We start from the raw sequence: 25470 nt of genomic DNA on the forward strand, positions 1-25470 counted from the left end.
ATGCTTATCGGATTATTTTTGATGCCTATCGGATTTCCACTCGAAAAGGTATCATCTCTTTGAATGCTTACAGAAAAAAGTCCTGAACGTGTGTTGCGTATTCGAAGAAAAGTTGTACCTTTGCCACCCGATTATTATCTAAAGTGTTCAAACAGTTCGTTCTTAACACCTTGCTAAGTTCTTCTGTGTCCGAAGGGTAGGAGGGGGAGTGAAGGCGTGTTTTTTAGTATTAATTTATAAAGAAATAACAGTGGATACGTTAAGTTTTAAGACCATTTCTGCAAACAAAGCAACTGTAAACAAGGAGTGGGTGGTTGTTGATGCAACCGGCCAATCGTTGGGGCGTATGTGTTCGAAAGTCGCCAAATTATTGCGGGGAAAGTACAAACCGAATTTTACCCCGCATGTTGACTGCGGCGATAATGTAATCATTATCAATGCAGACAAAGTCGTTCTGACGGGAAATAAGTGGAACGACCGAATTTATTTTAAGCATACCGGATATCCGGGTGGCCAGCGTGAAATTACTCCCGCCCAATTAATGGCGAAAGGAGAAGACCGCTTGTTCCGCAAGGTCGTAAAAGGCATGCTGCCGAAGAACCGTCTGGGAGACAAATTGCTCAATAATCTGTATGTCTATGCAGGTTCGGAGCATAAACACGAAGCCCAGCAACCGAAGTCGATAGATATAAACTCACTTAACTAAATTTCATGGAAGTAGTAAATGCAATAGGAAGACGTAAGGCGGCCATTGCCCGTGTATACGTTAGCGAAGGAAATGGAAAAATTACGGTGAACCGCCGGGAATTGTCCGATTATTTTCCCTCCCCGATCCTGCAATTCGTAGTGAAGCAACCGCTCAGCCTTCTGAATGTGGACGGCCAATACGATATCAAGGTGAATTTGGTCGGCGGCGGATTTAAGGGGCAGTCGGAAGCGGCTCGTCTGGCGATCACACGTGCCTTGATTAAGATCAATCCCGAGTCGAAGCCGGCGCTTAAGGCCGAAGGATTCGTAACACGTGACCCGCGTGCGGTAGAACGTAAGAAACCGGGACGTCCGAAAGCACGTAAACGGTTCCAGTTCAGTAAACGTTAATGTTATTTGTGAGTTGCTTGCAAGTAGAAAAGGCGTTTAGTATCTAAATTGTCCGGATTTTTTCTGCATGGAGAAATGTCGGAAGACTACCGGACAGTTGAGTTAAACAGAATGTAAACGATTAAACAACAAAAAAGAAATGTCAAGATTAAATTTTGATCAGTTATTAGAAGCAGGCGTTCATTTCGGACACTTGAAAAGAAAATGGAATCCTGCAATGGCTCCTTATATTTTCATGGAGCGCAATGGTATTCATATCATTGATTTGTATAAAACCGCTGCGAAAGTAGACGAGGCTGCAGAAGCACTGAAGAACATCGCCTGTTCCGGACGGAAGATTCTGTTCGTAGCTACGAAAAAACAAGCCAAGCAGATTGTGGCCGACAAAGCTACATCGGTAGGTATGCCCTACGTAATTGAACGTTGGCCGGGCGGTATGTTGACGAACTTCCCGACGATCCGTAAAGCCATCAAAAAAATGTCGACGATCGACAAGATGAGCAAGGATGGCACTTTTGATAATTTATCGAAACGTGAGAAATTGCAGATTACCCGTCAGCGCGCTAAGCTGGAAAAGATGCTCGGCTCGATTGCCGACCTGAACCGTCTGCCCGCGGCTTTGTTCGTGGTAGACGTGATGAAGGAGCACATTGCCGTGCGCGAAGCTAACCGACTCGGTATTCCGGTATTTGCCATGGTCGATACGAACTCCGACCCGACGAATGTAGATTTCGTTATTCCGGCCAACGACGATGCGACGAAGTCGGTCGACTTGATCTTGGGCGTAGTTTGCGAAGCCATCCACGAAGGACTTCAGGAAGGCAAAGCCGCCAGAGATAAAGAAGACGCGGAAAAGGCCGCCAGCGAAGACGGTGAAGAGACGCCGAGACGCGAACGCCGGGCAAAAACAGGAGCCAGACGTACGAGAAAAGAAGAAGACGAGGCTCCGAAAGCTTCTGTAGCTTCACATGAAGAAGGAGAAGAAGACTAGAATTTAATCATAAAGAAGTATATTATGGCAGTAACAATGGCAGATATCACCCACTTGCGCAAGATGAGCGGAGCGGGTATGATGGATTGCAAGAAGGCTTTGGAAGAAGCAAACAACGATTTCGACAAAGCCATGGAAATTATTCGCAAAAAAGGACAGGCCGTAGCGGCTAAACGTTCTGATCGCGAAGCCTCCGAAGGTTGTGTATTGGCAACTGAGAAAGGCGATTTCGCGGCAGTCGTAGCGCTGAAATGTGAAACGGACTTTGTGGCTAAAAATGCAGAATTTGTAGCCTTGACACAGGATATTCTCAATGCGGCAATGAGCAACAAACCGGCAACGAAGGAAGAATTGCTGAAGGTGGCTCTGAGCGATGGACGTTCGATCGAGAACCATATCACAGACCGTGTCGGTGTGACGGGCGAGAAGATGGAACTTGGAGAATACGAATTTGTGAAAGGCGCTTCTACCGTATCGTATATTCACCCGGGAAATAAGTTGGCTGCTATCGTGGCGTTCAATCAGGAGCTCGACCATCAGGTGGCTCGCGAGATCGCCATGCAGGTAGCTGCCATGAATCCGGTATCCGTAACACCGGCCGATGTACCGCAACACGTACTGGATACGGAGAAACAGATTGCCCGCGACAAGGCCCGCGAAGCAGGAAAACCGGAAAATCTGCTGGATCGTATTGCCGAAGGCGCGTTGCAGAAGTTCTACAAAGAGAACACGCTGTTGCAACAGGAATACGTGAAGGATGCGAAACTTACGGTTGAACAGTATCTGCAAAAACAAAACAAAGACTTGACGGTAAATGCATTCAAGCGTGTGACGCTGAATGTGGATTAACCATCCGGTTGTGTTAAAAATAGAAGGTCGTTCGGGGAAGCTCGAACGACTTTTTTATTTGCACGGCACCCACCATCATAAATGTTTTGCGTATCTTTGGAGGCTCATTAACTCGGTGCACTTGGTTTTGAATGGAAACAATTATTCACTGCGAAAATATCACTCACTACTACGGAAAAAAGTTGATCTACGAGAATCTGAACTTTGAAGTCAAACAAGGGAAGATTCTGGGGCTTCTGGGCAAGAACGGGACCGGCAAAACGACCATCATCAACATCTTGAACGGATACCTCAAACCTCGTTCGGGCGTCTGCCGTATTTTCGGAGAAACAATGGAAAAGCTCTCTCCTTCGACGAAAGCGCGTATCGGACTGTTGCTCGAAGGACATATCCAGCATACATACTTTAATATCGAGCAGATCGAACGGTTTTACTGCCGTTTTTTCCCAAACTGGAAGAGGGAGGCCTATTATGAGCTTCTCCGGAAATTACAGGTCACGCCGACCCAGAAAATCAGCACCATGTCGTGCGGACAGCGTTCGCAGGTGGCGCTCGGCCTGTTGTTTGCCCAAGACCCCGACCTGCTTATTCTGGACGACTTCTCGATGGGGTTAGACCCCGGTTACCGTCGTCTCTTCGTTGAATATTTGAAGGAATACGCTACGGCCGGAAATAAAACGATTTTCCTGACGTCTCACATCATTCAGGATATGGAAATGCTGATTGATGACTGTATGATTATGGACTACGGACGTATCCTGTTGCATGAACCGACCCGATATATCATGGAGCGTTTCCGCCGTTTCCGCTTCGTCTGCGATGGGGAGGAGATACCGGCCGACGAGAAGCTGTGGCATACCGAAAAGACAGGTAACCGGTGGGAGACGTACTCTTTTGCTTCGAAGGAGGAGGTGGAACGGATACTGTCGCCTTGTGGGGTGAGGGAAGTGAAAGAGGAGAAGCTCTCGCTCGAAGATGCGTTTATCGGTTTAACCGGAAAATATTAATCGATTATGTTCAGTGCAATCTTTTATAAAGAATGGATCAAGACGCGGCGGACGGTTTTGCTTGTGTTTCTGCTGCTTGTGGCCTTGCTGGGGTATGCGTTAGTACAGATGGGGCAGACGCTTCGTGTCAGCGGAGCGGTACAGGCCTGGTCGGCTGTCTTGTTAAAAGACATGTCACTCGTGCCGGCGGTCACGAAATGGTTCCCGCTTTTGGCAGGTTTACTGCTCGGGGTGGCACAGTTTATCCCGGAGATGACGGACAAGCGGCTGAAACTTACGCTTCATCTGCCGTTACGCGAGTGGAGGATTATCTTCGCAACGTTGCTGTATGGCATCGCCGTACTGTCGGTCGCTTTCCTGCTGATGTATGCCGGGCTGTATGCCGGACTGTCTCGTCATTATGCGGCCGAGATGTTGCATGCGGTGACTTGGCAGCTTCTGCCTTATTTCGAAGGAGGGCTTGCCTGTTATCTTTTTACGGCATGGGTTTGTCTCGAACCGGTATGGCGTCGTCGCGTGGCGAATGCGCTTGTGGCCTCGGCGGGCTTGTACCTCTATTTTATGGACGCTCCATCGGGAGCTTACATCACTTTTTTGCCCTGCTTGACGCTTATACTCGTCGCAGGACTTAGTTTTCCGTTCTATTCCGCCGCACGGTTCAAAGACGGATCGCCCGGATAATCTTTCGAAAAAAACGATTTTATATGATACGCAAGCCATATATTTACTATACGATTCTGCTCTTCTTCACTTTTACGGGGATGTGGGTTATTCCTTCGTTCGTCAGGATGGCAACGGATTCGCCCGACGGATATCCGTTCGTCTATTATAGTGCGGTGATGAAGGATTGGGGCATCATCGATTACAGGAACAAGGAAATGCCACTCCGTGATCTTCGCGGGAATACATATACGATGGCACAGTCCGACTCACTGTTGCCTTTCCTGAACTATCGCCAGCTTATGGCCGACGGGCGCCTGCCGGACAGCATCTGCGGAACGGCTGTGACTCCTCCTTTGTTACGCTCAACAACGGTTGTTTTCCGGTATGCTCCGAGAGAGCGAAGGTCACCGGACAAAGGATTGTATATCCTCTTCGAGTCAATGCCCAAACGAGTCGGGCTCGAAATGCCGGACGATGTGTTTCGTCTGAAAGACAGGGTCGAGTTTATCGACGTGCAGACGAATACCGTCAATCGCGAAAAGAGCGATTTGTTTGCGCGGGCGCTCGAAAAAGCCGGCTATACATTTCCCGCACGTTGGGCTATCGGCAATCCGAATCCGCGCAAACCGTATGACGAAGGCTATTTCACCCTCGATGCCCAAGGGCGCCTTTATCATCTCAAGATGGTCAATAATCGTCCGTTCGTCAAGGATACACGCATCGATAAAGACGTGGATATGGCTTGGTTTTCGATGTATGAGGCGTCGAATAAACGGTTCTACGGCTTTCTGTTCGACCGGCAGGGTTGCCTGTATATCTTAGAGAGTCGCGAAGGACAATACGTGCCGGTGAAATTGGATATCGACCCGATCGACATCGATCGCGACGAGGTAACGGTCATGGGTAACCTCCTCTACTGGACGGTGATTATCACTATGCCACAAGGACGCCGGTATTACGGACTGGAGACCGCGACCTTGAAGAGAGTGTCCGAACATGCCATTGCAAGAGAACCGAACCGCTGGGACAAGGTGTCGGGATGGCTCTTCCCCTGCTATCTGACTTTCCGCGAATCGGACAGTTCTTTTCTTTATCCCCGGATACATGGTACCGGATACCGTGCATGGGCGATCAATCTCCTGCTGGCACTGCTTGTCGTAGTTGCTTCCCGACGGAACGATAAGCTCTTTGCTGCACTTTTTGTTGCGCTTACCGGTATTGCCGGCATGGTCGCATGGTTATTGATGCCGAAAAAAGGATGAATGATAAACAGAATAAATAGATGAAGCGATGAAAAAGATTTTATTTTTAGCTGCCGCTTTGCTCATGATGGCAGCATGTAACAACAAGCGGGCTGAACAACAGAGCGCAAGTCAAGAGGAAAACGTAGAAGCGAATGCTTCCGAAGTGCCGGTTTATAAGCTTGACAGTTTATTGAAAGTGGCCGACCGTTTGGTTGATCAGACCGTAACGGTGCGAGGTTTTGTGACGCATACGTGCAAGCATTCCGGAAAGCGTTGTTTTATTGTAGGAGATGACCCGAACGCGTCGTTCCGTGTAGAGGCGGGCGGTGAAATCGGCGGATTCAACCGCGAACTGACCGGCTCGGAACTGGCCATAACGGGCATTGTCCGTGAACGTCGCCTGACGAAGGAATACATTGACCAATACGAAGAGGAAGTCAATGAGAAGAAACACAAGGAAGACGGATCGGCCGAAACGTGTCAGGCCGAACTGAACAACATCAACGAAATGCGCGAGTGGATGAGAGCGCATAACAAAGATTACTACTCTATTTACTACATGGACGGCGAACGCTACGAAGTCATTGAGTAAGCATGGCAGAAGATCATCGTCTCACGAAAGGGGCATCCAAAAACAAACTGAGCCGTTGGCTACGGGTCATACACCGCGATCTGGGATTCCTGATGGTCGGTGTATGCCTCATCTACGGCATCTCCGGTTTCCTGCTCAATCACATGGACGGGAAAGACCCGGCTTTCAGAACGCAGGAAGAGACGCTGCATCTCGACAAAGGTTTATCGCACGAAGAACTGTCGGTGATTTGGAGCGACAAAGGACTGCCGGAGTTGAAGAAGATCATGGCCATCGACGAGGTACATGCTCGCCTGATGCTGAACGGTGGCGTAGGGGTGTATAACTCGGAAACGGGCACGGTCGATTATGAGCTGCATAAAAAGAATACGTTTATTTATGCCATCAACAGATTGCATTACAATCGGATCCGAGGTTGGAATGTCATGGCCGATCTGTTTGCCTTTTCGCTGATTTTCTTTGCCGTGTCAGGGTTATTCATCGTTAAAGGGAAGAAAGGGATGGCCGGGACCGGTAAATGGTATCTGCTGGCTGGTATACTGATCCCGGTGCTGTATGTGCTGTTCGGATAAAAGCTCTGCGCCGGTGGTTGATATGTTGATTTGTTTGATTGTTGATTTGTTTTTTACTGATTGCTAAACAAAAAACATTTAAACAACTAAACGGTCAAACGACTGACCGCTGTAAAACGATCGTTAAAGACGTAAAGTAGTAGGGGGATGTGTATCCGGAAATTAAATATCCCAATCTTGTATACGCCAAATCCCTTTTTTTTCGGGCAAATCAACGCAAAGGTTCGGATTGATTCTTTTTAAGGCCTTTATAAAATCCTGTTCTCTTGCCGGAGAGATTAACAGGTACGGAAATTTCTTGTTTTTCGGGAAATGTATGCATAATCTCTTGAGGGATGCGGCAGGGGCAGAAAGCGGATTATAGGATCTTTCTACCGAAAGCATATCGGCAATATTTACACTCCAACCGCAAATAAAACCTATTTTAAAACTCAATGTATTTCCTGAAATGATATAACGTATTCCCGTAAAAAGAAATACGAGTAACAAGAATGGACAAGCAAGTACATACATCTCTGTGTACGCCTTGTTTCGAAGAATCGATATAGATGCCGATGTGAAAGCAGCGAATACGGTTGCGATCAACAAGACACTTATTCGTGAACGAAACACTTGTTTTTCAGATTGATATTCCATGATTTCCGATTTTTAGTTCATCGTTTGTTATGTCCATATATGCTCATAAATCTCAGCATAATCGTCTACATCGATTACTTCAAATCCAACTCTTTCGAGGAAAAACTTCTTGCCTTGGTCCGTCCCGTTATGACTTCGTTTATTGATATACCATCCTTTATGTTTTCTATCCGGAAATTTCTTGAAATATTTGATTCTTTCTATCAGAATCCATCGTAAAAAAATTTCGTTTTCTTCAAGGCCTAAACCGAAAACAAAAAGCGATTTATTGAAAACAATATGTAACCATGTTTTATAACCCCTCCATTGTACATTGTTTTTGCCTGTAAAGGACTCTTCTTCCTCTCTTTTATGCAATAAGTTTCTTGCTCTTTCCACACTTCCCATATAATGACTTAGCCCGAGTCGGATGCTTCTGTGATAGTTGATCATACCGTTTATGTACCAAATCCCAAAACCATCGGTCGGTAGATTCAATGGTTTGGTTCCATGGTATGTAGACCATGGATAGAAATCCGTAAACCTTTCTTGCTCCGTTCTGTACTGCTGATATTCGAAGGTTCGTGCGAGCGTTTCCTCGAAATTGGTCGTCAGTACGGGGGCATCTAATTCTTTTATGCGACGGATGATTTGTGTATGGTGATTCAACGGTTGCCACGTTCGCATAAGGTCTGCCACCTCTTTCTGAAGATTAATGTCTTGTGTGTTTTCGAGTTCTAAGACGTCATAAAATTCCGTCAATGAAATACCCACAGGTCTTCTTGACAGCGTTTGAAACGAAACCTTATCCCACAATTGTATCAATAAGTCGTCCCATGAAAGAGCATTCGGGTTGTTTGGGTATCGGTTTACTCCATTTCCGACGATAAATGCGATGTCGTTTTGATTTCGCCGGATAATTTCTTTGATCTGGTCTGTTGTCATTTTGTCTTCCTCATTTTCCATTTTACACCTTACGCGCAATGTTTTTGTTTTCGGGAAGCGTAAGGCTGTTTTTGAAACATGTTCAAAATTACAAAATTATTTTTATCTGTCGGAAAGATGTAGAAAAAATACGGAAACGCAGAAGCCGACCGGACATACGGCGAAACAACAGGAATTTCCTTCGTCTCGCGCTGTATGCCGGTCGGCTTCACGTTTCAGTCGTGCTGACAAGCACAACTTTATTTATACTCCTGCCAGCTCTTGATGGAGATGTCTTTTTCGGAGAGGTTACACATGGCGCGGATAAATGCGCTTGCCAGACGCGCATTCGTAATCAGCGGAATGTTATGATCGATCGCTGCGCGACGTATTTTGTAGCCGTTGGTCAGCTCCCGTCTCGTGTGATTTTTCGGGATATTGATGACCAAATCGAAGGCATGACGGCTGAACATTTCGATGATGTTCAGTTCTCCGCCGTCTTCGTCGGGCCAGCAGACCGGTGTAGCCCGGATGCCGTTGTCGTTCAGGAAGCGGGCGGTTCCTTGCGTGGCGTAGATGGTATATCCTTTCGTTTCGAGCAAGAGACAGGGTTCCAACAGATCGACTTTACTTTTGGCACCACCCGAAGAAACCATGATATTCTTTTGCGGAATCGTATTGCCGACAGCGATCATGGCCGAGAGCAGTGCCTCGTCGAAATCGTCGCCGATACATCCTACTTCGCCCGTCGAACTCATATCTACGCCCAGCACGGGATCGGCTTTCGAGAGTCGGCCGAACGAGAACTGCGATGCCTTAACTCCGATCCAGTCGATGTCGAACTCCGTCTTGTCGGGACGGTTGAAGGGCGCGTCGAGCATGATGCGGGTTGCCGTGTCGATAAAGTTTTGTTTCAGTACTTTCGATACGAACGGGAAGCTGCGCGAGGCGCGTAGATTACATTCGATTACTTTCACGTCGTTGTTCTTGGCCAGATACTGGATATTGAACGGTCCGCTGATGTTAAGCTCCTTGGCTATCTTACGGCTGATTTTCTTGATGCGTCGTGCCGTCTCGAAGTAGATTTTCTGTGCAGGGAATACGAGTGTGGCATCGCCCGAATGGACGCCGGCAAACTCGATATGCTCCGAAATCGCGTACTCTACGATCTCGCCGTTCTGTGCCACGGCGTCGAATTCGATCTCTTTGGCATCCTGCAAAAATTCCGACACGACTACCGGATACTCTTTCGATACCTGAGCGGCGATGTTCAGAAATTCGATCATCTGTTCTTTCGTGTGACAGACGTTCATAGCCGCACCACTCAGTACATACGAGGGACGGATCAGGATGGGGAAGCCTACTTCGCGGATGAATGCGTCGATTTCGTCCATGCTGGTCAACTCCGCCCAGCGCGGCTGATCGATGCCGAGCGTGTCGAGCATGGCCGAGAATTTGTGCCGGTTTTCGGCACGGTCGATCGATACGGGCGAAGTGCCGAGGATGGGTACCTGTTGCCGGTATAACTTCATAGCGAGGTTATTCGGGATCTGTCCGCCGACCGATACGATCACACCTCTGGGCTGCTCCAAATCGACCACGTCGAGTACGCGTTCGAGCGACAGCTCGTCGAAATACAGCCGGTCGCACATGTCGTAGTCCGTCGAAACCGTTTCGGGGTTATAATTGATCATGATCGATTTATAGCCGAGGTTGCGCGCCGTCTGCGCCGCGTTGACCGAGCACCAGTCGAACTCGACGGACGAGCCGATGCGGTACGCGCCCGACCCGAGGATGATCACGCTCTTGTCATGCTTATAATAAGGAATATCGTGCTCCGTGCCGTCGTACGTCATATAGAGGTAGTTCGTCAGTTCGGGATGTTCCGAGGCAACGGTGTAGATGCGTTTCACGCTGGGCAGGATGCCGAGCTTCTTACGCCATGCCCGTACGCGGAGGTTGCCTTTTTCCATGTTGTCGTTCGGTTGTTCGACGAAGCGGGCAATCTGGAAATCGGAGAATCCGAGTCGTTTGGCTTCGCGCAGCACTTCGGCCGGCAGGTCTTCGATGCGGTCGTATTGCTTCAGAACACCGCTGTAATCTACGATATTTTTCAGTTTATGCAGGAACCACGGACTGATTTTCGTCAGTTCGTGAATGCGGTCGATCGTATATCCTTTTTCTAACGCCTGCGCTACGGCAAAGATACGCAGATCGGTCGGGTTCTCCAGCTCGTCGTCGAGATTCTCGAACGTGAGGTTGTTGTTGCCTACGAATCCGTGCATCCCCTGTCCGATCATACGCAGACCTTTCTGCATAATCTCTTCGAACGATTTGCCGATCGACATGATTTCGCCGACCGATTTCATGCTTGAGCCGATCTGACGGCTCACCCCCGCAAATTTCGTCAAGTCCCAGCGTGGAATTTTAGCGATGATATAGTCGACTTCGGGGGCTTTATAGGCCGAATTCTGTGTGCCCATCTCGCCGATCTGGTCAAGCGAGTAGCCGAGTGCCAGCTTGGCTGCCACAAAGGCCAGCGGGTAACCGCTCGCTTTCGAGGCTAAGGCCGATGAGCGGCTCAGGCGTGCATTCACTTCGATAATTCGATAGTCGCCCGTCTCGGAGCTGTAGGCATATTGAATGTTACACTCGCCCACAATGTTCAGGTGACGGACGGCCTTAACCGAGATCTCCTGCAACATCTTTACCTCGTCGTCGCGGAGCGAACAAGTCGGCGCTACCACGATGCTCTCGCCGGTATGTACTCCTAACGGATCGACGTTCTCCATGCTTACGACGGTGAAGCAGTGGTCATTTTTGTCGCGGATCACCTCGAACTCGATTTCTTTCCAGCCTTTCAGCGATTCTTCGACCAGAATCTGCGAAGCAAACGTAAAGGCGCTTTCGGCCAGGGTGCGCAGTTCGCTTTCCGTTTTGCAGATGCCGCTTCCCTGACCGCCCAAGGCATACGCTGAACGGATCATCACCGGGTAGCCGATCTCTTCGGCTGCGCGGATTGCATCGGCCATCGTTTCCACGGCCTGACTGACGGGCGTCTTCAAGTCAACCTGATTCAGTTTCTTGACGAACAAGTCACGATCTTCCGTGTCCATGATTGCTTCGACCGATGTTCCCAACACTTTTACGCCGTATTTGCTGAGCGTACCGTCGTTATACAGTTGCGTACCGCAGTTCAGCGCCGTTTGTCCGCCGAAGGCCAGCAGAATCCCGTCGGGCTGTTCTTTCTTGATCACCTCTTCGACAAAAAAAGGCGTTACGGGAAGGAAATAAACCTTATCCGCAATGCCTTCCGACGTCTGAATCGTTGCGATATTTGGATTGATCAACACCGATCGGATGCCGTCTTGGCGTAAGGCTTTCAGCGCCTGCGATCCGGAATAATCAAATTCGCCGGCTTGCCCGATTTTAAGGGCGCCGGAGCCTAACACGAGTACTTTGTTAATGTTATTCTTTGACATAAATAGTTATTTTATTTGAGTTTCATTTTTGAATACACATTATTTGAGAACGAACATCAGAAAGATGGCAATGAGCAGAAGCACCCAGGTAATGAGCTGGTTCCTTCTGACCTTGTCCATTTCGCTGCGGAGCTCTTCGCGCTGTATATCTTGCCGTTGCTCCAATTGATCGATTTGTTTCCCGATCGACAGCACCTGACTCGATAAATCGAGTTCGGACAGTTTATCGATGAGGGTCTGAATACGGTTGCAATACTCCGAGATGGATTCGATCGTTTCCGAAATTTCGGTTTGTTGCACCTCAATGGCCTCGGTCGAGACGGTTGTCAACTCCTGGAGTGCACCGCTCGAAGCGGCAGTTACCGCTTCGATGTTTTTTCGTGCCGAGTCGTTGACCTCGTCCAATGTTCGGACCGTTGCTTCCAACGCCTGCTGCAACGTTTTCTCCACCTCGGTTTTTAACTGTGTCGTGGCTTGCTGTGACTGAGCAATTTCGGCCGCGAACAATTCTTTCCCTTCGCTGATCACGTTGGTCAGTCCCGCCTGCGACTCGTTAAGCCGATCTTCAAACCGGGTGATGACCGTCTGCGTTTCTTCGCTAATTTTTTCGGCCAACTGCCGGACGTCTTCCGCCAAACGGGCTGTCGCATCGACTACTTCTTTACTTTCTGCCGTCACTTGCGATACTTGCTCGCGGGCCGAGTTGAGGTGGGTCAAGCTGTCGCGGAGTTGCAGCAACGCTTTATGGATATTTTCTATTGCTTCCATTCTTCCAGATATTTATGTTGTATCATCTTCGTTTGCGCCAGATGGAGGTTGAGGATGTCGGCAGCGCGCATAATATCGATACGTGTCCGCACTTCTTCCGTCCAGTCTCCGGTAGTGGCGAAATAGTCCGTCTCGCCTCGTATATAACAATTATACGCGTCAAACAGTTCTCGGAAATCAGCCATATCCGGCATCGAACGGTAAAATCCGATCATGCCGTTTTCATAACTTTCATGCAAATCGCATTCGAGCATCTCTTTTTCGTCCGTGCCGGTATAGAAGAGGCAAAAAGCGTTGAGCAGCGAAAGCGTTGAGTTGCTTCCTTCGAATGAGCGACGTAGCGTTCGTACGGCTTCATGCAGCTCTCTGGCTCGACTGTTGGGCGATCCGTTTCGCTCCGTCTCCTCGTCTTTAATCCGCTGCATATAACGGAATAAAATGTCTTTGTTCGACTCTCGGCCGTTCTCCGTATCTTTAGCCAGATGGTAGGCAAGGGAGTGGCTTTTGCCGGGGGATGTATCGTCAATCTCCGCTTGTGGTTGCGCAATACGCTGATAGACAAATTCCGTCATGTAAAGAAGACAACGGCATAATTCTTCACGAAGGGCGTCGTGGAAGGTTGTCTTGCGCGAAAGATTGCCTGCCTTGATCATCTCTTGCTCTGCGCGTTTCTTCGTGTAGTAGCGAAGAAAATAATTACGTAACTGCCCGTAATACCCCCCGGTTGGTCTTTTTCGAAGGATGATGCGGTATCGTTGTTGTGCGTCGTCGCGGGTGATCTCGTCTATCAGTCCGAGGGTGCTCATGCGGTAGAGCGCTTTGGCGTAGAGTACAGACACGTTCTTTCCGGGTGTGTCATGCTTTGGGTTCTCGTGCTGTGGGGCGGGATACGGCAGGAAAAGGATACGCTCGTCCGGCAAATTCTCGAGTGTGAGCGGGAAATAACATCCTTTGGCCGGTACCGTATGTTGTCCTTCGAAACAAGTGATATCGGCATAGCCAATCAGTTGCTCAATACATTCACGTTCGGCATCGAGGCCGCAGAAATGACGGAGGAAACGCTCTTTCCGAGAGGTCGATTCGGGTAGCCCTGCGCTCTTGCATAATACGATCCGATCCCGGTCTGTCAGCCATGTATCGTTGGGCAAAAGCGCCTGTTCGATATCGAACAGCATATCGAACGATGCCTGTTCGGTCAATCCCAAGAGTGTTATTTCTCCCTGTCGAGGCAGGGCGTAGCGATAGAGCATCTTCCCTGCCAGCAGTGAAGCGGGCAGAAAGTCGGGGCTCCATTCGGTGAGGCACTGCGCCTCGTCGAGGATGCCTGTAGCGAAGTATACGCCTGTCTGCTTCATATACCCGAAGCGTTGCAGAAGCGGGAGTCGGCCGAGCTGGTCGTAGGAGAGTACAATGATCAACGCTTCGGACGACTCTACCAGCCGTTCGCGCCGTTCGCGCTCAGTACGGTTGAGGCCGGTGTGGAGCACGGTCACACAGTCGATGCCTGCATCGTGTAATTCGTTCCGGAGTGCTTGTGCGGCATCGGTGTCAGGCACGGCGACAAGCGTGATGCCGGGCTGCATCATCGCGGTTAGTTTGCGGATCACGGTTTTGCCACCATTCGTCGGTACAAGCCCAATGGTGTACCGGTTTTGAAGGATACGGCTCAGTACGGGTAACGTCCCCGGCATGAAATCGTTTCTGCGCAAAAGCAGTTGCAAGAAGTAACGCAGGTGTTGTGAGGTTTCCGGTAAAGTTTCGTACTGCTCCTGTATGTTTTGGACGGTTAATGGGCGGTACGTAATGCGGCCGTTCGTATAGACACGGCGTGTGCTGCGTTCGTAGTGTGATGAGCGCACGTGGAAAAAACATTTATTCCGGCACTCCGTAAAGTCGGCAAACGAGATTTTTTCGATATCTGCCCGTCGCAGCATAGAGATGTCGATGATCAGATCGTACGTTTTTCGTCGCAGTTCCTCTGTTATTTCGGAGAAAGGTAAGGTGTCGCCATGCAGCGGCGAGTCGATAAATTCGGGCGTACTGACGACCGTCAGTTTCACATCGGGGAATCTCAGTCCCGTGTACTCCGTACTCAGCGCCGTGAGATGGTTGAAATGTTCTTTCAGATCGGCCAGAGCGAGTGCTGCACACGGCACATCGCGCTCAATGACGAGCACCGACCATGGTTCGCGTGCGATCTCGAGCCGGCGGGAGATGATAGCTTCGAGTACGATTTTCTGGATGCGTGCTACCGCTATCGGTGAGAGGACATATTGCAGTGTTCGTACCCAGTCGTCATCAAAACGTTTGTCAAAGACCTTGAAAACGGTTTCTACGTATTCGCTTCCGAGAAACCGGAAATGCGAATCGTTCATTTCTTCTTCCGGCACTTGGCGGCAATACCAATGAATGGCCGAGAGATCGTCGGCGCGTTGTTTGTCGGCACGCTTCTGCTCCATATCGGAATGATGGATCGACTCATGAATTTCGATGACGCATCCGTCGTGTCGAAAATCTTTTGCGTCTTTGGTCGGGTAGGGGAACTCGCAAGCAAAATCGACTCGCTGCGTATGGGATGCTTTTTGTTTAGTCAGTGAATAGAGGTTGCGTTGCGGCTGCAAGAGCTGGCGTAGCGGTTGCGGAGCCATCCGGGTAATGAACGTCTTTTCGGCATCGCTCTCGAGCAGCTTGCTGTTATAATTCGACTCGTCCAGAGTCAGGCGAGGATCGATGATGTGCAACGCATCGAACACATCTTCGGTGTGTAATCCGCGTGTGTCGTAGCGGATCGTTCCGTCGAGGTCGACGCGGCGGTTGCCCAACTCCGCAAAAGCTTCTTCGAGAAACGGACTGGCCTGTGTCGGCCGTCCGCGGGTCACGATGTTATTTAGTATGGCAAACAGAGGATGTACATTTTCGCGTGCGCATCCGCCGAGGTCATAATGAGCCGATACTTCGAAGCGTGCGAGGCTTCGGTAGAGTGCCTCGGTTTTTTCCGAATCGGCCGTTTGAAGCGCTTGCTTCACCGCGTCCAGCCTGTAGGCGGCGTGGTATTGCACTGCCGGATAGTAATTGACATACTTGAGGTTGAAGTTGCTGTCCTCGAGCTTGAAGGCTTTGATCTTGAATCCGTGTGGTTGGCGGACATTCGGATACAGTTCCTCGTCGGCTAACGTTTCGGGCGAGTCGAAGTAATGGTAGAATGCATCGATGCGTCGGTTGCTGTGAACGAGGTTACCGATACAGAAGAAATAATGTTTGCCGTGTATGCCGTATCCGACGAGTTCAGCAATGCGCTTGAGATCGAGTGTCGGCTGGTCAAGTACATCCGTAAAGAAATGAAACGTAATCGGTTGTCGAGTTTCAATTTCTTTCTTCCGGACTTCGCTTACCGGCTTACAAACACTACAAATCCGGTCAGGGTCGTCTATGTAGGGGCTAATGTGCCAGACGGCACGTTCGAGGGCTTCGGGCGAGGAATCGATGAGCGTGACTTTGCGCACGCGGTTTTCGATACCGTTCTTTTTAAGGAAGTCGAAGAAACAAACCGTATGGAGCCCTTGGCCGCATTGCCAGTCGATGATTTCGAATACATCGTCCTGAAAGATTTTGCGAGGGATGGTTTCGAGTGTTTTATCGATTTTGGTTTTGCGTAAAGGGCCGTTATCGTAGAGGTCTGTGAGCATGTGTCGGTCGCGGTCGGGGAGAGAGGAAGAAGCGGAAATGGGGCCGGCTTTATCCGTAGCAGGGATAAAGTTTCGGGCGATCGCCCATATTTTCTCGAAAGACGGATTGCGCAGCCGGCGCAGACTTTCTCTATACGATATCATCATATTGTAGTAATAGTCAGACGAAATTTCTACGATGTATAATCAAGGAGCGTCGGTCGTATCCAACGGCCTTGCGAGGGACTCTTCGGCTTGTCGCCGTTCCCGGGCGGCTTCTCTGACCTGTCAGTCCCTTTTTGGCTGACAAAGCTAAACAAATATTTTTTCTTATCCGTCCCGTGTTGCCGAAATTATTTTTCAACACGAAGATTTATTGTGTTCAGAGAGGTTCACCTTCACTCAGACGAATGACTTTGCGGTGCTCACCCACGATCCATACGATATCTCCTTCTTCGAAGACGGTCGAGGGCGGCGGGTTTTTGATCGACGTTTTACCGCGCTCAATACCGATAACGAGGCATTGCGCTTTATCGCGAATACCCGATTCACGGATAGAGAGGCCGATGAGTTGCGAGCCTTCGGCAATGGTGAATTGTTCGATGTTCATCTCGTCGGCTTCTTCTTCGCGTCGTTTCCGGTCGGCTTGTTGATAACGTTCGGCGATGTAGTCGTGGAAATGCTGGATGTCATCATCCGACCCGACGACGATGAGTTTGTCGAGCGGATAGAGGCGTTCGTCTCCTCCGGGGATGTTGATACGTCGTTCGCCCCGTATGATCGTAACGATGTTCACGTTGCATTTTTGTCGGAAGTTCAGTTCCTTGAGTGTCTTTCCGATGCTGGGTGAGTGGGGGCGCACCTCAATGTCTGTCAGGTGCAGGTCTCGTTCCAGCAGGTGATTGGCGAATTCGCGCCGAATAGGGGCGCGCCGTTCGCTTTCGGCCTCGCGTGCCGAGAGGTTGCTGACGAAGTGGCGTTCCATGCGGATAGAATGTTTCTTGACGCGTTTGGAAAAGAGCATAATGGCGATGACGCTCAGCGAAGCGACGAGTACGATCCCCCATTTGGTGCTGAGCAAAGCCGAGGTGGGGATGGCCACGAGGCCCATGGATACGATGATGCGCAGTACGATGAGCGAGACTAAGGGGCCACGGTTGTATTTGCTGTCGTTCCAGAGGTGTCGGAAGGCTTGCGAGCGGTTTTTCTTCATCATGATGGCACGCAGGAGTGGAGCCATCAAGGCTATAAGCAAGACGAGTGCGACAAGGTTTCCGTTCTGTCCGGGCAGGAGTTGCCGGATGAGTGGCGCCACGAATTGCAGCCAGACAAAAATCAGAACGAGTGTTACGGCCAGATAAATTCCTACGATACGGCTCATGGAACGCAGGTATTTTTTCCATTCGCTCTGATGGCGGATGGTGTTGGAACCGGATGTATATTGCTCCAAAAATTGTTTCCACGACGGCGGTAACGAGCGATCAATCCCTTTATATGCCGGTTCGGCCAGTCGGATCATGTATGGCGTGAAGAAAGTCGTTACTACCGAAACGGCCACGATCAGTGGGTAGAGATGCGGCTCCATGACTTTGAGTGCGATGCCTTGTGAGGCGATGATAAAGGCGAATTCGCCGATCTGCGTGAGCGAAAAACCACTCTGTATGGCCGTCTTGATGGGTTTGCCCGAAAGTACCACACCGAAGCTGCCGAATAACAGCTGTCCGCCCATGACTACAACGGTCAGCGCTGCCACGTGCCACTTGTATTCCCACAGAATATTCAGGTCGATCAACATCCCGACCGACACGAAGAAAACGGCCGCAAACAAATCTTTAACCGGTTTGACGAGGCTTTCGATGTGCTCGGCCTCGATTGTCTCGGCCAAAATCGCACCCATCATGAATGCGCCTAATGCCGACGAGAAGCCGATCCAGTCGGCGACGTAGACTAATCCCAGACAAAGCCCGATGCTGATGATGAGCAACATCTCATCGTTGAGGAACTTTTTCAGCGCTTTGAGCATGGAAGGAATGAAGTAGATTCCGAAAACGAAACATCCAACGAGGAAAAGCGCCAGCTTCGTCATGCTCAGCAAAAGTTCTTGTCCTTCAAACGTCTGACTTACTGCTAACGTGGAGAGTAACACGAGCATCAGCACGGCAAAAATATCTTCGACGATCAGGATGCCGAACACTACACCCGCAAATTGTTTGTTGCGCAACCCCATCTCGTCGAAGGCTTTGAAAATAATTGTAGTCGAGGACATCGAGAGCATAGCTCCGAGGAAAATACAATTCATCCGGTCTAACCCGAAAGCTGTTCCCACGATGTATCCTGTTGTCATCATTCCGATAAGGACCGTCATCGCGCCTACGATAGCTGTCCCGCCTACTTTCATCAGTTTCTTGATACTGAAATCGAGGCCAAGGTTGAACAGCAGAAAGATGACTCCGATCTCCCCCCATGTGTTGATGTTGATCGTATCGGATACGGTAGGAAGGAACTGAATGGACGGCCCCGCCAATACACCCGCAAGGATATAGCCCAATACCACAGGTTGTTTGAGACGCTTGAACAAGAGGGTCATCAGACCGGCCGATATAATAATGACGACTAAGTCGGATATTAATGTGGGTAAATGCATATGTTTATATTATGTTCGGAAATGCAAAAATAAACGAAAAAACCGATTGGTTGATGTCTTGAATGGCGAAAAATGACACTTATCGGAGATATTTTTCGTTTCCCGTTCTGTAACCTGTAAAGAAAGGTGCGATGTGTTCGGCTATTGTTTTTGATAACCGAGAATGTTTAAAAAAAGCCAAATTTCTTGGAATGAGGTGTATCATCGTTTGATCGAGAATACAAATTCGAGTCCGCCGCCACCGGGACGTTGTCGGGCGGAGATGGTGCCGCCGTGAAACAGCACTGCGTTTTTGACGACCGACAGTCCCAGCCCTGTGCCCCCGACCTTACGCGAGCGTCCTTTGTCAATTCGGTAGAAACGTTCGAAAATGCGTCCGAGGTGTTCCTGTTCGATACCTGCTCCACTGTCGCTATATGAAAAATAATAGAAGTCAGGCTCTTCGGTGTTGCAGTGCACGTGGATGTCGATATGTGTGCCGGCATAAGCGATCGTGTTGTCGACCAGGTTGCGAAAGATGGAATAGAGCAGCGAGTAGTTGCCGTCGCACACGAGCGACAAGGCTTGCGTGGCGTTGAGAACGTGAATATGTTTTTCTTTTAAAGCCGGTGCGACGTCGGCGAATACGCCGGCGATGAGTGCCGAGAGATCGACCTTCTCGCGGGTGATGAGCGCCGAAGCCTCGTCGATGCGCGTGAGGTTAGCCATGTCGCGTAGCAATGCCGCAAGTCGCGTGCTTTGCTGGTAGCATTTTTCGAGAAAACTACGTTGTGTCGCCGGCGGCAAATCGCTGTTGTTAATGATGGTTTCGAGGTATCCCTGAATACTGCTGACAGGCGTCTTCAGTTCATGTGCCACGTTCTGCGTCAGCTCACGTTTGATGCGCGCCTGCTCTTCCTGCTGTTCGATTACGTGCTGTTGTTCGGCGACAAGTGCTTTTTTTGTCTTTTGCAAACGGTTATAAATCCGTACAATGTTCCGTGCAATGTCGCCGACTTCATCGTTAGGAAACCGGGCGGGGTATTCATCGATCTCATCCTGTTCGGCCCTGGTGGCGAAATCGTTCAGTCGGTTGATGTTCTGCCCCAAATGGCGCGTCATGTTGTAGAAAATCACGACGAAAACGAGCAGAATAGCAACGGTCACGAAGATATAAGCATAATCAATTCTCAGCTCTTTGGCCAGATCGGAGTCGTAAGGAAGCGCTGAGCGTATGATATAGCGGTCGTACTTTTTGGCTGAATAGAAATAGATGTCGCCTGTCAGCTCCGAGCGCCGTCTGACGTCGTAGCCTTGGCCGTTGCTTATGGCTTGTTGCACTTCGTGGCGTGCCGCGTGGTTGCCTGCTTGTCCGATATTGGCAACGTTAGTGTCGAAGAGGATCGTTCCCGAGAAATCGATTACCGACACGCGCGGAGCATCGTCCGCATCGGTTGCGGGAATCGTTCTACCGTGCCGTAATTCATTGTCGATATAATCGTTGTAATTCGTTAGGCGGCTGTTCAACAGCTCGATTTTATATTGTTTTTCGCGTGTGTACTGGAATCCGAGAAAACAGAGTCCGGTGAGTAGGAACACGGCAATTACCGACCAGAAAATCCGGAGGTGAAACCGTGTGTACGTTTGGCTTGAGAGGCTCATGGGAGAAGATTTTTACCCTTCGAAACAATACCCGTATCCCAATCGGGTGACGATGTGTTTGTCGTACGGAGCGATTTTTTTTCGCATGCGGGCGATGTGTACGTCGACGGTACGGTCGGTCACAAGTACATCGTCTGGCCAGACCGTACGCAGCAGGCTGTCGCGTGAATAGACACGTCCCGGACTTTGCAGCAGGAGCCATAATATCTCGAATTCCGTTTTGGTGAGCGATACGTCCCGACCGCCCAGACTTGCCCTTTTCGAGGTCGTATCCAGCTTCAGGCTCTCGTATTGCCGGATGTTTTCGGCAGGCTGCTCGGAGACGGGTCGTGTGTTGCGACGCAATACGGCTTCGATACGTGCCAGCACTTCGCGAATCGAGAAAGGTTTCGAGATGTAGTCGTCGGCGCCGAGTTGAAGGCCGTACACAGTATCATCCTCCGTATCTTTCGCGGTACAGAAGATGATTGGAATGTGTGCCGTCTCTTTCTTTTTTTTCAGAATATCAGCCATCTGAAATCCTGAAATTTCACCCATCATCACATCGAGGAGTATAAGATGGTAATCTGTGAGGTACATCGTCAACGCTTCCTCGGCCGAGAGTGCCGTATCGACTGCATAGCCTGCCTTTTCAAGGTTGAATTTCAGAATCTCGCACAGACTTTCTTCGTCATCGACGACTAAAACACGCGTCTTTCCCATATCCATTCATTTGTTTTGAGTGGCAAAGGTAAGGAATCGATGTGACGTTTCTGTTACGATGTCGGAAAAGAGAAGAATTGTTTCACACACGGCTCTTCCGATTTCCGGCTTATTGTAATCCAAATGTAACATGTCTTTCATTTTTCCGTAATATGCTTCCTGCAACTTTGCGGTGCGAAAACAAGACAATGACAATACATTATTTATAATTATGGAAACAATTTATCTCGGACTGATTATTTTTTTATTTCTGCTTGCGTTCTTCGATCTGATCGTAGGAGTGAGCAACGACGCGGTGAATTTTCTGAATTCCGCCATCGGCTCCAAGGCCGCACCGTTTAAAGTGATTATTGCTATCGCGGCCATCGGGATATTCTGCGGGGCTACGATGAGTAACGGCATGATGGAAATTACGAGACAAGGTATTTTTCGTCCCGAGCAGTTTTTCTTTATCGACCTGCTCTGTGTTTTTCTGGCGGTGATGATTGTCGATGTGGTGTTGCTCGATGTTTTCAACTCACTGGGGATGCCAACATCGACTACCGTCTCGATGGTTTTTGAATTGTTGGGAGCCACTTTTGCTCTGTCATTGGTGAAAATCTTAGCTGACGATACCGGCCTGCTGACCTTCGGCGATCTGTTAAATACCGAAAAGGCTTTCTCCGTCATTACGGGTATTTTCCTTTCCGTCGCGATTGCATTTTTCTTCGGGACGCTCGTGCAGTACCTCACACGCCTTGTTTTTACGTTCGACTACCGGAAAAAGCTAAAATATATCGTAGGCATTTTCGGAGGATTGGCTGCCACGTCGATCGTTTATTTCATGTTGATCAAAGGCTCAAAAGACGCGTCGTTCATGACGCCCGAAGTGAAGGCGTATATCAAAGCAAATACGGGGCAGATCGTTTTGGGATGCTTTCTCTTCTTCTCGCTGCTGATGCAGATACTGCATTTTTTGTGCGTGAATGTGCTTAAAGTCGTCGTGCTGATGGGAACGTTTGCGCTCGCAATGGCTTTTGCCGGAAACGACTTGGTGAATTTTATCGGAGTCCCGCTGGCAGGATTCTCAGCTTATTCCGACTATGCCGCCAATGGTTTGTCCGTCGGGGCTGACCAATATCTGATGGGCGCCCTCAGGGAGCCTGCCAAGACGCCTTTCTTATTCTTGTTTGCTGCCGGCGTGATCATGGTTTTTGCCCTTGTGAAGTCGAAAAAAGCGCAGAATGTGGTCAAGACGGAGCTTGGTCTTTCGCGACAGGATGAGGGAAATGAGATGTTCGGATCGTCTGCCTTGGCGCGCAGTCTGGTACGTAAGGCGATGACGGTATCTACCGCGTTGTCACGCATTGTACCCGTAGGGCTGAGCCGATGGGTCGACGGACGCTTCAACCGCGAAGATGTCATGCTCGAGAAGGGTGCATCGTTCGATCTCGTACGCGCAGCGATAAATCTTGTATTGGCAGGACTGCTGATCGCCGTGGGGACGTCGTGGAAGCTGCCGCTTTCGACAACGTACGTCACGTTTATGGTGGCTATGGGTACATCGCTCGCCGACCGTGCATGGGGGCGTGAAAGCGCCGTGTTCCGTATCACCGGCACGCTTTCGGTCATCGGCGGATGGTTCGTGACGGCCGGGGCAGCTTTTGTCCTCAGCTTCTGTGTCGCGCTGCTGCTACATTTCGGCGGGATCGTTGCGATGGTTGTCATGATCGGTTTCGCGGTGTTTCTGCTGATCCGCAGTAATATTCTATACCGGAAAAAGCGGATTCGCGAGCATTCGGACGAAACGTTCGACGCCATGATGACCTCTAAAAATGCGACGGAGGTGTGGAAGTTGCTTCGCGGCCATCTTCAACAGACGTTCTCAGAGACGGTACGCTTTGCCGCAGGAATGTATACCGACTCGGTCGATGCTTTTATTCACGAAGACCTGAATACCTTGCGTAAAGTACGTTCGGAACTGAATCAAAAGAAAGATGAGCTGAAGAAAAACCGTCGTCGCGAGATGGTGACTCTACAGAGGGTAGATCGGAATATTGCGCTGGAAAAAAACACCTGGTTCCATCTGGCCAGTAACAGTGCCCAGCAGATGATTTACAGCCTGCGCCGAATGAATGAACCGTGCCGCGAACATGTTGACAATCATTTTCATCCTTTGCCCGACAATTGCAGGGATGAATTTATGCCGGTGGCCGAGTTGCTGAAAATGTTGATGTTTCGCGTCCGCACGTCAATCGAAAACAATGATTATGCCGATTATGAACAATTGTTTTTTACGAGCAATCACATAACCGAAGAGTTTTCACGGCTACGGCATAATCAGATCGGACGTATGCAGGAAAATGAGTGCGGCCTGAATGTCTCGCTCGTTTACTTGAATATGTTACAGGAGTCGCAGGAGTTGGTCAGCGTCTTGCGTCATCTGTTGCGCGCTATGCGTAAGTTTCAGACGGACTGAGTGGAAGAGGCATATTAAAAAGAGGAGATTCCTCAACGCCGATACATATCGGTTGAGAAATCCCCTTCTTGTTTAGTTGAGAAACGATTTATCTTCTTCCGCCCGAACCGGAACGCTCCGACCGGTTCTCGGACGATCGACTTTCGGATGAACGACTACGACTACTTTCGTCGCTTCTACTGCTCACCGATGATTCACTCCGGCTGCTCCGGTTACTGCTGCTGCGCATGGAATTCGACGAATCATCGCCGGAACGGCTTCTGCGGCTGTCTACGGATGAATCGCTGCCGCTGCTACGACTACTACTGGTGCGTGTAGACGTGGATATCTCATCACCCGAACGACTTCTGTGACTCTCGGACGATACATCCGACGAGCGACTACGGTCATTACCCGTCGATCGATCCCTGCGGCTCGAGCTGGTTGCCGAACTGTGTTCGCTCCGGCTGCGCGTATTCGTCGAAAAATCACTCTCGGAACGACGACGTCCTTCCGACGATACACCCGACGAACGGCTGCGGTCGCTACCCGATGAAACTTCTCTCGAACTGCGCATACTCCGATTCGATTCCGAAGCCCTTCTTTCTCCATAATGTTCCGCATCCGCATTGCGATGACTCGAGATCCTGCTGCTTTCGCTGCGATTACTTTCGACGCCGCGTCTCTCACTCGATGATACACGCGATTCGGTGCTTCGGTTGCTCCGTAACTCTACGTTTTCGTAATACGAACGATTTTCCATGTAACGAGGTTCTACCCATGCACAGGCATTGTACCGGGCGTATTCGTAGCGGTAGTCATCCACATAAAAAATCGGAATTTGTGCATAGTTGTAACGGTAGCGTGCATACCGACGACGATGGTGGCGGTTGTATCGCCACGGATCGATAACATCGTTCAACACCACTTTATACAGCGAATAGAAATCATATCTTGCATAGCGTGCCGGTAAATACGGACTTTCGATCCACCTCCTGCCCTGTCGATAGTAGAACAATTCGTTTTCTACATCGAAATAGATGTTCAGTTCTGGAATGTAATAATATTCTACGTAATCGTAACCGACAGGACCCCAAGCGGGCTGACGGTCTACGTTAATATGAATGATTGTTGTTACGTGTTGAGCCTCTGCGGTGTGTATATTCAACCATCCGATCATCCATCCCAAGCCTATCATAATCAATAACTTTTTCATGATGTTCTGTCTTTTAATAGTTCATATTCCTGTTCTTTGAAAGAAAACTGCGGTTTTCTTGTTGTCTTAGACCCGACAAAGATAAATTAGTTTACTCACAAAAATAGTTAAAAGTGTTTTCGACTTCGTACATCATATAAAAAATATGGGGTACATACTTTCGATCTTGTTTTTTATAGTCTGGATTTGATGAGGAATTTGAGGCCTACCCCATTCTTGTATATACAGCTTCTTCTGTTTCCTTTTTTGTGTTTTCTACTTAGGGCTGAAAAGAACAGTGTGTCTCTTTTGATCTGTCGTTTCGGGGAATCATTGCTTCATCGTCCTTACAGAAGAAAAAAATACCGTATCTTTGGATGC

At 49.4% G+C, this 25470-nt stretch carries 19 protein-coding genes; 10 read left to right on the forward strand and 9 right to left on the reverse strand.

What is annotated here, in order from left to right:
• The first annotated feature begins 250 nt into the window (after nt 1-250).
• The 9 genes from rplM (at nt 251) to Q4A89_RS05665 (ending at nt 7016) form a co-directional block, all read left to right on the forward strand.
• Nucleotides 251-706, forward strand: a complete 456-nt coding sequence (rplM, locus tag Q4A89_RS05625) for a 50S ribosomal protein L13 (RefSeq protein WP_303184266.1) — start codon at nt 251-253, stop codon at nt 704-706.
• A 5-nt stretch (nt 707-711) separates the two neighbouring features.
• Nucleotides 712-1098 carry a 30S ribosomal protein S9 gene (gene rpsI / locus Q4A89_RS05630; RefSeq protein WP_303184267.1) on the forward strand — a complete coding sequence of 129 codons (387 nt, stop codon included), beginning with the start codon at nt 712-714 and terminating at the stop codon, nt 1096-1098.
• 139 nt (nt 1099-1237) lie between these two features.
• A complete protein-coding gene (gene rpsB / locus Q4A89_RS05635; protein WP_303184268.1) occupies nt 1238-2089 on the forward strand; it encodes a 30S ribosomal protein S2 in 852 nt (283 codons plus the stop codon).
• A 24-nt stretch (nt 2090-2113) separates the two neighbouring features.
• Nucleotides 2114-2938, forward strand: a complete 825-nt coding sequence (gene tsf / locus Q4A89_RS05640; RefSeq protein WP_303184269.1) for a translation elongation factor Ts — start codon at nt 2114-2116, stop codon at nt 2936-2938.
• A 131-nt stretch (nt 2939-3069) separates the two neighbouring features.
• Nucleotides 3070-3945 carry an ABC transporter ATP-binding protein gene (locus Q4A89_RS05645; RefSeq protein ID WP_303184270.1) on the forward strand — a complete coding sequence of 292 codons (876 nt, stop codon included), beginning with the start codon at nt 3070-3072 and terminating at the stop codon, nt 3943-3945.
• A gap of 6 nt (nt 3946-3951) precedes the next feature.
• Nucleotides 3952-4626, forward strand: coding sequence for a hypothetical protein (locus Q4A89_RS05650; protein ID WP_303184271.1), 675 nt, complete (start codon nt 3952-3954; stop codon nt 4624-4626).
• A gap of 23 nt (nt 4627-4649) precedes the next feature.
• Nucleotides 4650-5870 (forward strand): DUF4857 domain-containing protein, encoded by a 1221-nt coding sequence (locus tag Q4A89_RS05655; protein ID WP_303184272.1) that lies wholly within the window; start codon nt 4650-4652, stop codon nt 5868-5870.
• Nucleotides 5871-5898: 28 nt separating this feature from the next.
• Entirely contained in the window at nt 5899-6444 is a 546-nt protein-coding gene (locus Q4A89_RS05660) for a hypothetical protein (RefSeq protein ID WP_303184273.1), read from the forward strand.
• A 2-nt stretch (nt 6445-6446) separates the two neighbouring features.
• Nucleotides 6447-7016, forward strand: coding sequence for a PepSY-associated TM helix domain-containing protein (locus tag Q4A89_RS05665; protein ID WP_303184274.1), 570 nt, complete (start codon nt 6447-6449; stop codon nt 7014-7016).
• A gap of 162 nt (nt 7017-7178) precedes the next feature.
• Here Q4A89_RS05665 and Q4A89_RS05670 read toward each other — a convergent pair whose 3' ends face one another.
• The 8 genes from Q4A89_RS05670 to Q4A89_RS05705 form a co-directional block, all read right to left on the reverse strand.
• Complete coding sequence (locus Q4A89_RS05670) at nt 7179-7652, reverse strand: PH domain-containing protein (protein ID WP_303184275.1); 474 nt, start codon at nt 7650-7652, stop codon at nt 7179-7181.
• Between the two features lie 27 nt (nt 7653-7679).
• Nucleotides 7680-8576 (reverse strand): hypothetical protein, encoded by an 897-nt coding sequence (locus tag Q4A89_RS05675; RefSeq protein ID WP_303184276.1) that lies wholly within the window; start codon nt 8574-8576, stop codon nt 7680-7682.
• Nucleotides 8577-8815: 239 nt separating this feature from the next.
• Nucleotides 8816-12037: a carbamoyl-phosphate synthase (glutamine-hydrolyzing) large subunit gene (gene carB, locus Q4A89_RS05680; RefSeq protein WP_303184277.1), complete on the reverse strand. Its 3222-nt coding sequence runs from the start codon at nt 12035-12037 to the stop codon at nt 8816-8818.
• Nucleotides 12038-12076: 39 nt separating this feature from the next.
• Nucleotides 12077-12805, reverse strand: coding sequence for a hypothetical protein (locus tag Q4A89_RS05685; RefSeq protein ID WP_303184278.1), 729 nt, complete (start codon nt 12803-12805; stop codon nt 12077-12079).
• Complete coding sequence (locus tag Q4A89_RS05690; protein WP_303184279.1) at nt 12793-16638, reverse strand: hypothetical protein; 3846 nt, start codon at nt 16636-16638, stop codon at nt 12793-12795. The genes Q4A89_RS05685 and Q4A89_RS05690 overlap by 13 nt, the downstream gene beginning before the upstream one ends.
• Nucleotides 16639-16852: 214 nt before the next feature.
• The gene (locus Q4A89_RS05695) at nt 16853-19114 is read right to left on the reverse strand and encodes a cation:proton antiporter (RefSeq protein ID WP_303184280.1); all 2262 of its coding nucleotides are present in this window, start codon (nt 19112-19114) and stop codon (nt 16853-16855) included.
• 201 nt (nt 19115-19315) lie between these two features.
• Nucleotides 19316-20755 carry an ATP-binding protein gene (locus Q4A89_RS05700; protein ID WP_303184281.1) on the reverse strand — a complete coding sequence of 480 codons (1440 nt, stop codon included), beginning with the start codon at nt 20753-20755 and terminating at the stop codon, nt 19316-19318.
• A gap of 12 nt (nt 20756-20767) precedes the next feature.
• On the reverse strand, nt 20768-21457 hold the full coding sequence (locus Q4A89_RS05705) for a response regulator transcription factor (RefSeq protein WP_303184282.1): 690 nt from the start codon (nt 21455-21457) through the stop codon (nt 20768-20770).
• 211 nt (nt 21458-21668) lie between these two features.
• Between Q4A89_RS05705 and Q4A89_RS05710 the strand changes: the two genes are divergently transcribed.
• A complete protein-coding gene (locus Q4A89_RS05710; protein ID WP_303184283.1) occupies nt 21669-23915 on the forward strand; it encodes an inorganic phosphate transporter in 2247 nt (748 codons plus the stop codon).
• 88 nt (nt 23916-24003) lie between these two features.
• On the opposite strand, the gene Q4A89_RS05715 is transcribed toward Q4A89_RS05710, so the two are convergent.
• Complete coding sequence (locus tag Q4A89_RS05715; RefSeq protein ID WP_303184284.1) at nt 24004-25110, reverse strand: hypothetical protein; 1107 nt, start codon at nt 25108-25110, stop codon at nt 24004-24006.
• Nucleotides 25111-25470 lie beyond the last annotated feature (360 nt).

The sequence above is a fragment of the Tannerella sp. genome, assembly GCF_030528505.1.
GTDB lineage: Bacteria > Bacteroidota > Bacteroidia > Bacteroidales > Tannerellaceae > Tannerella.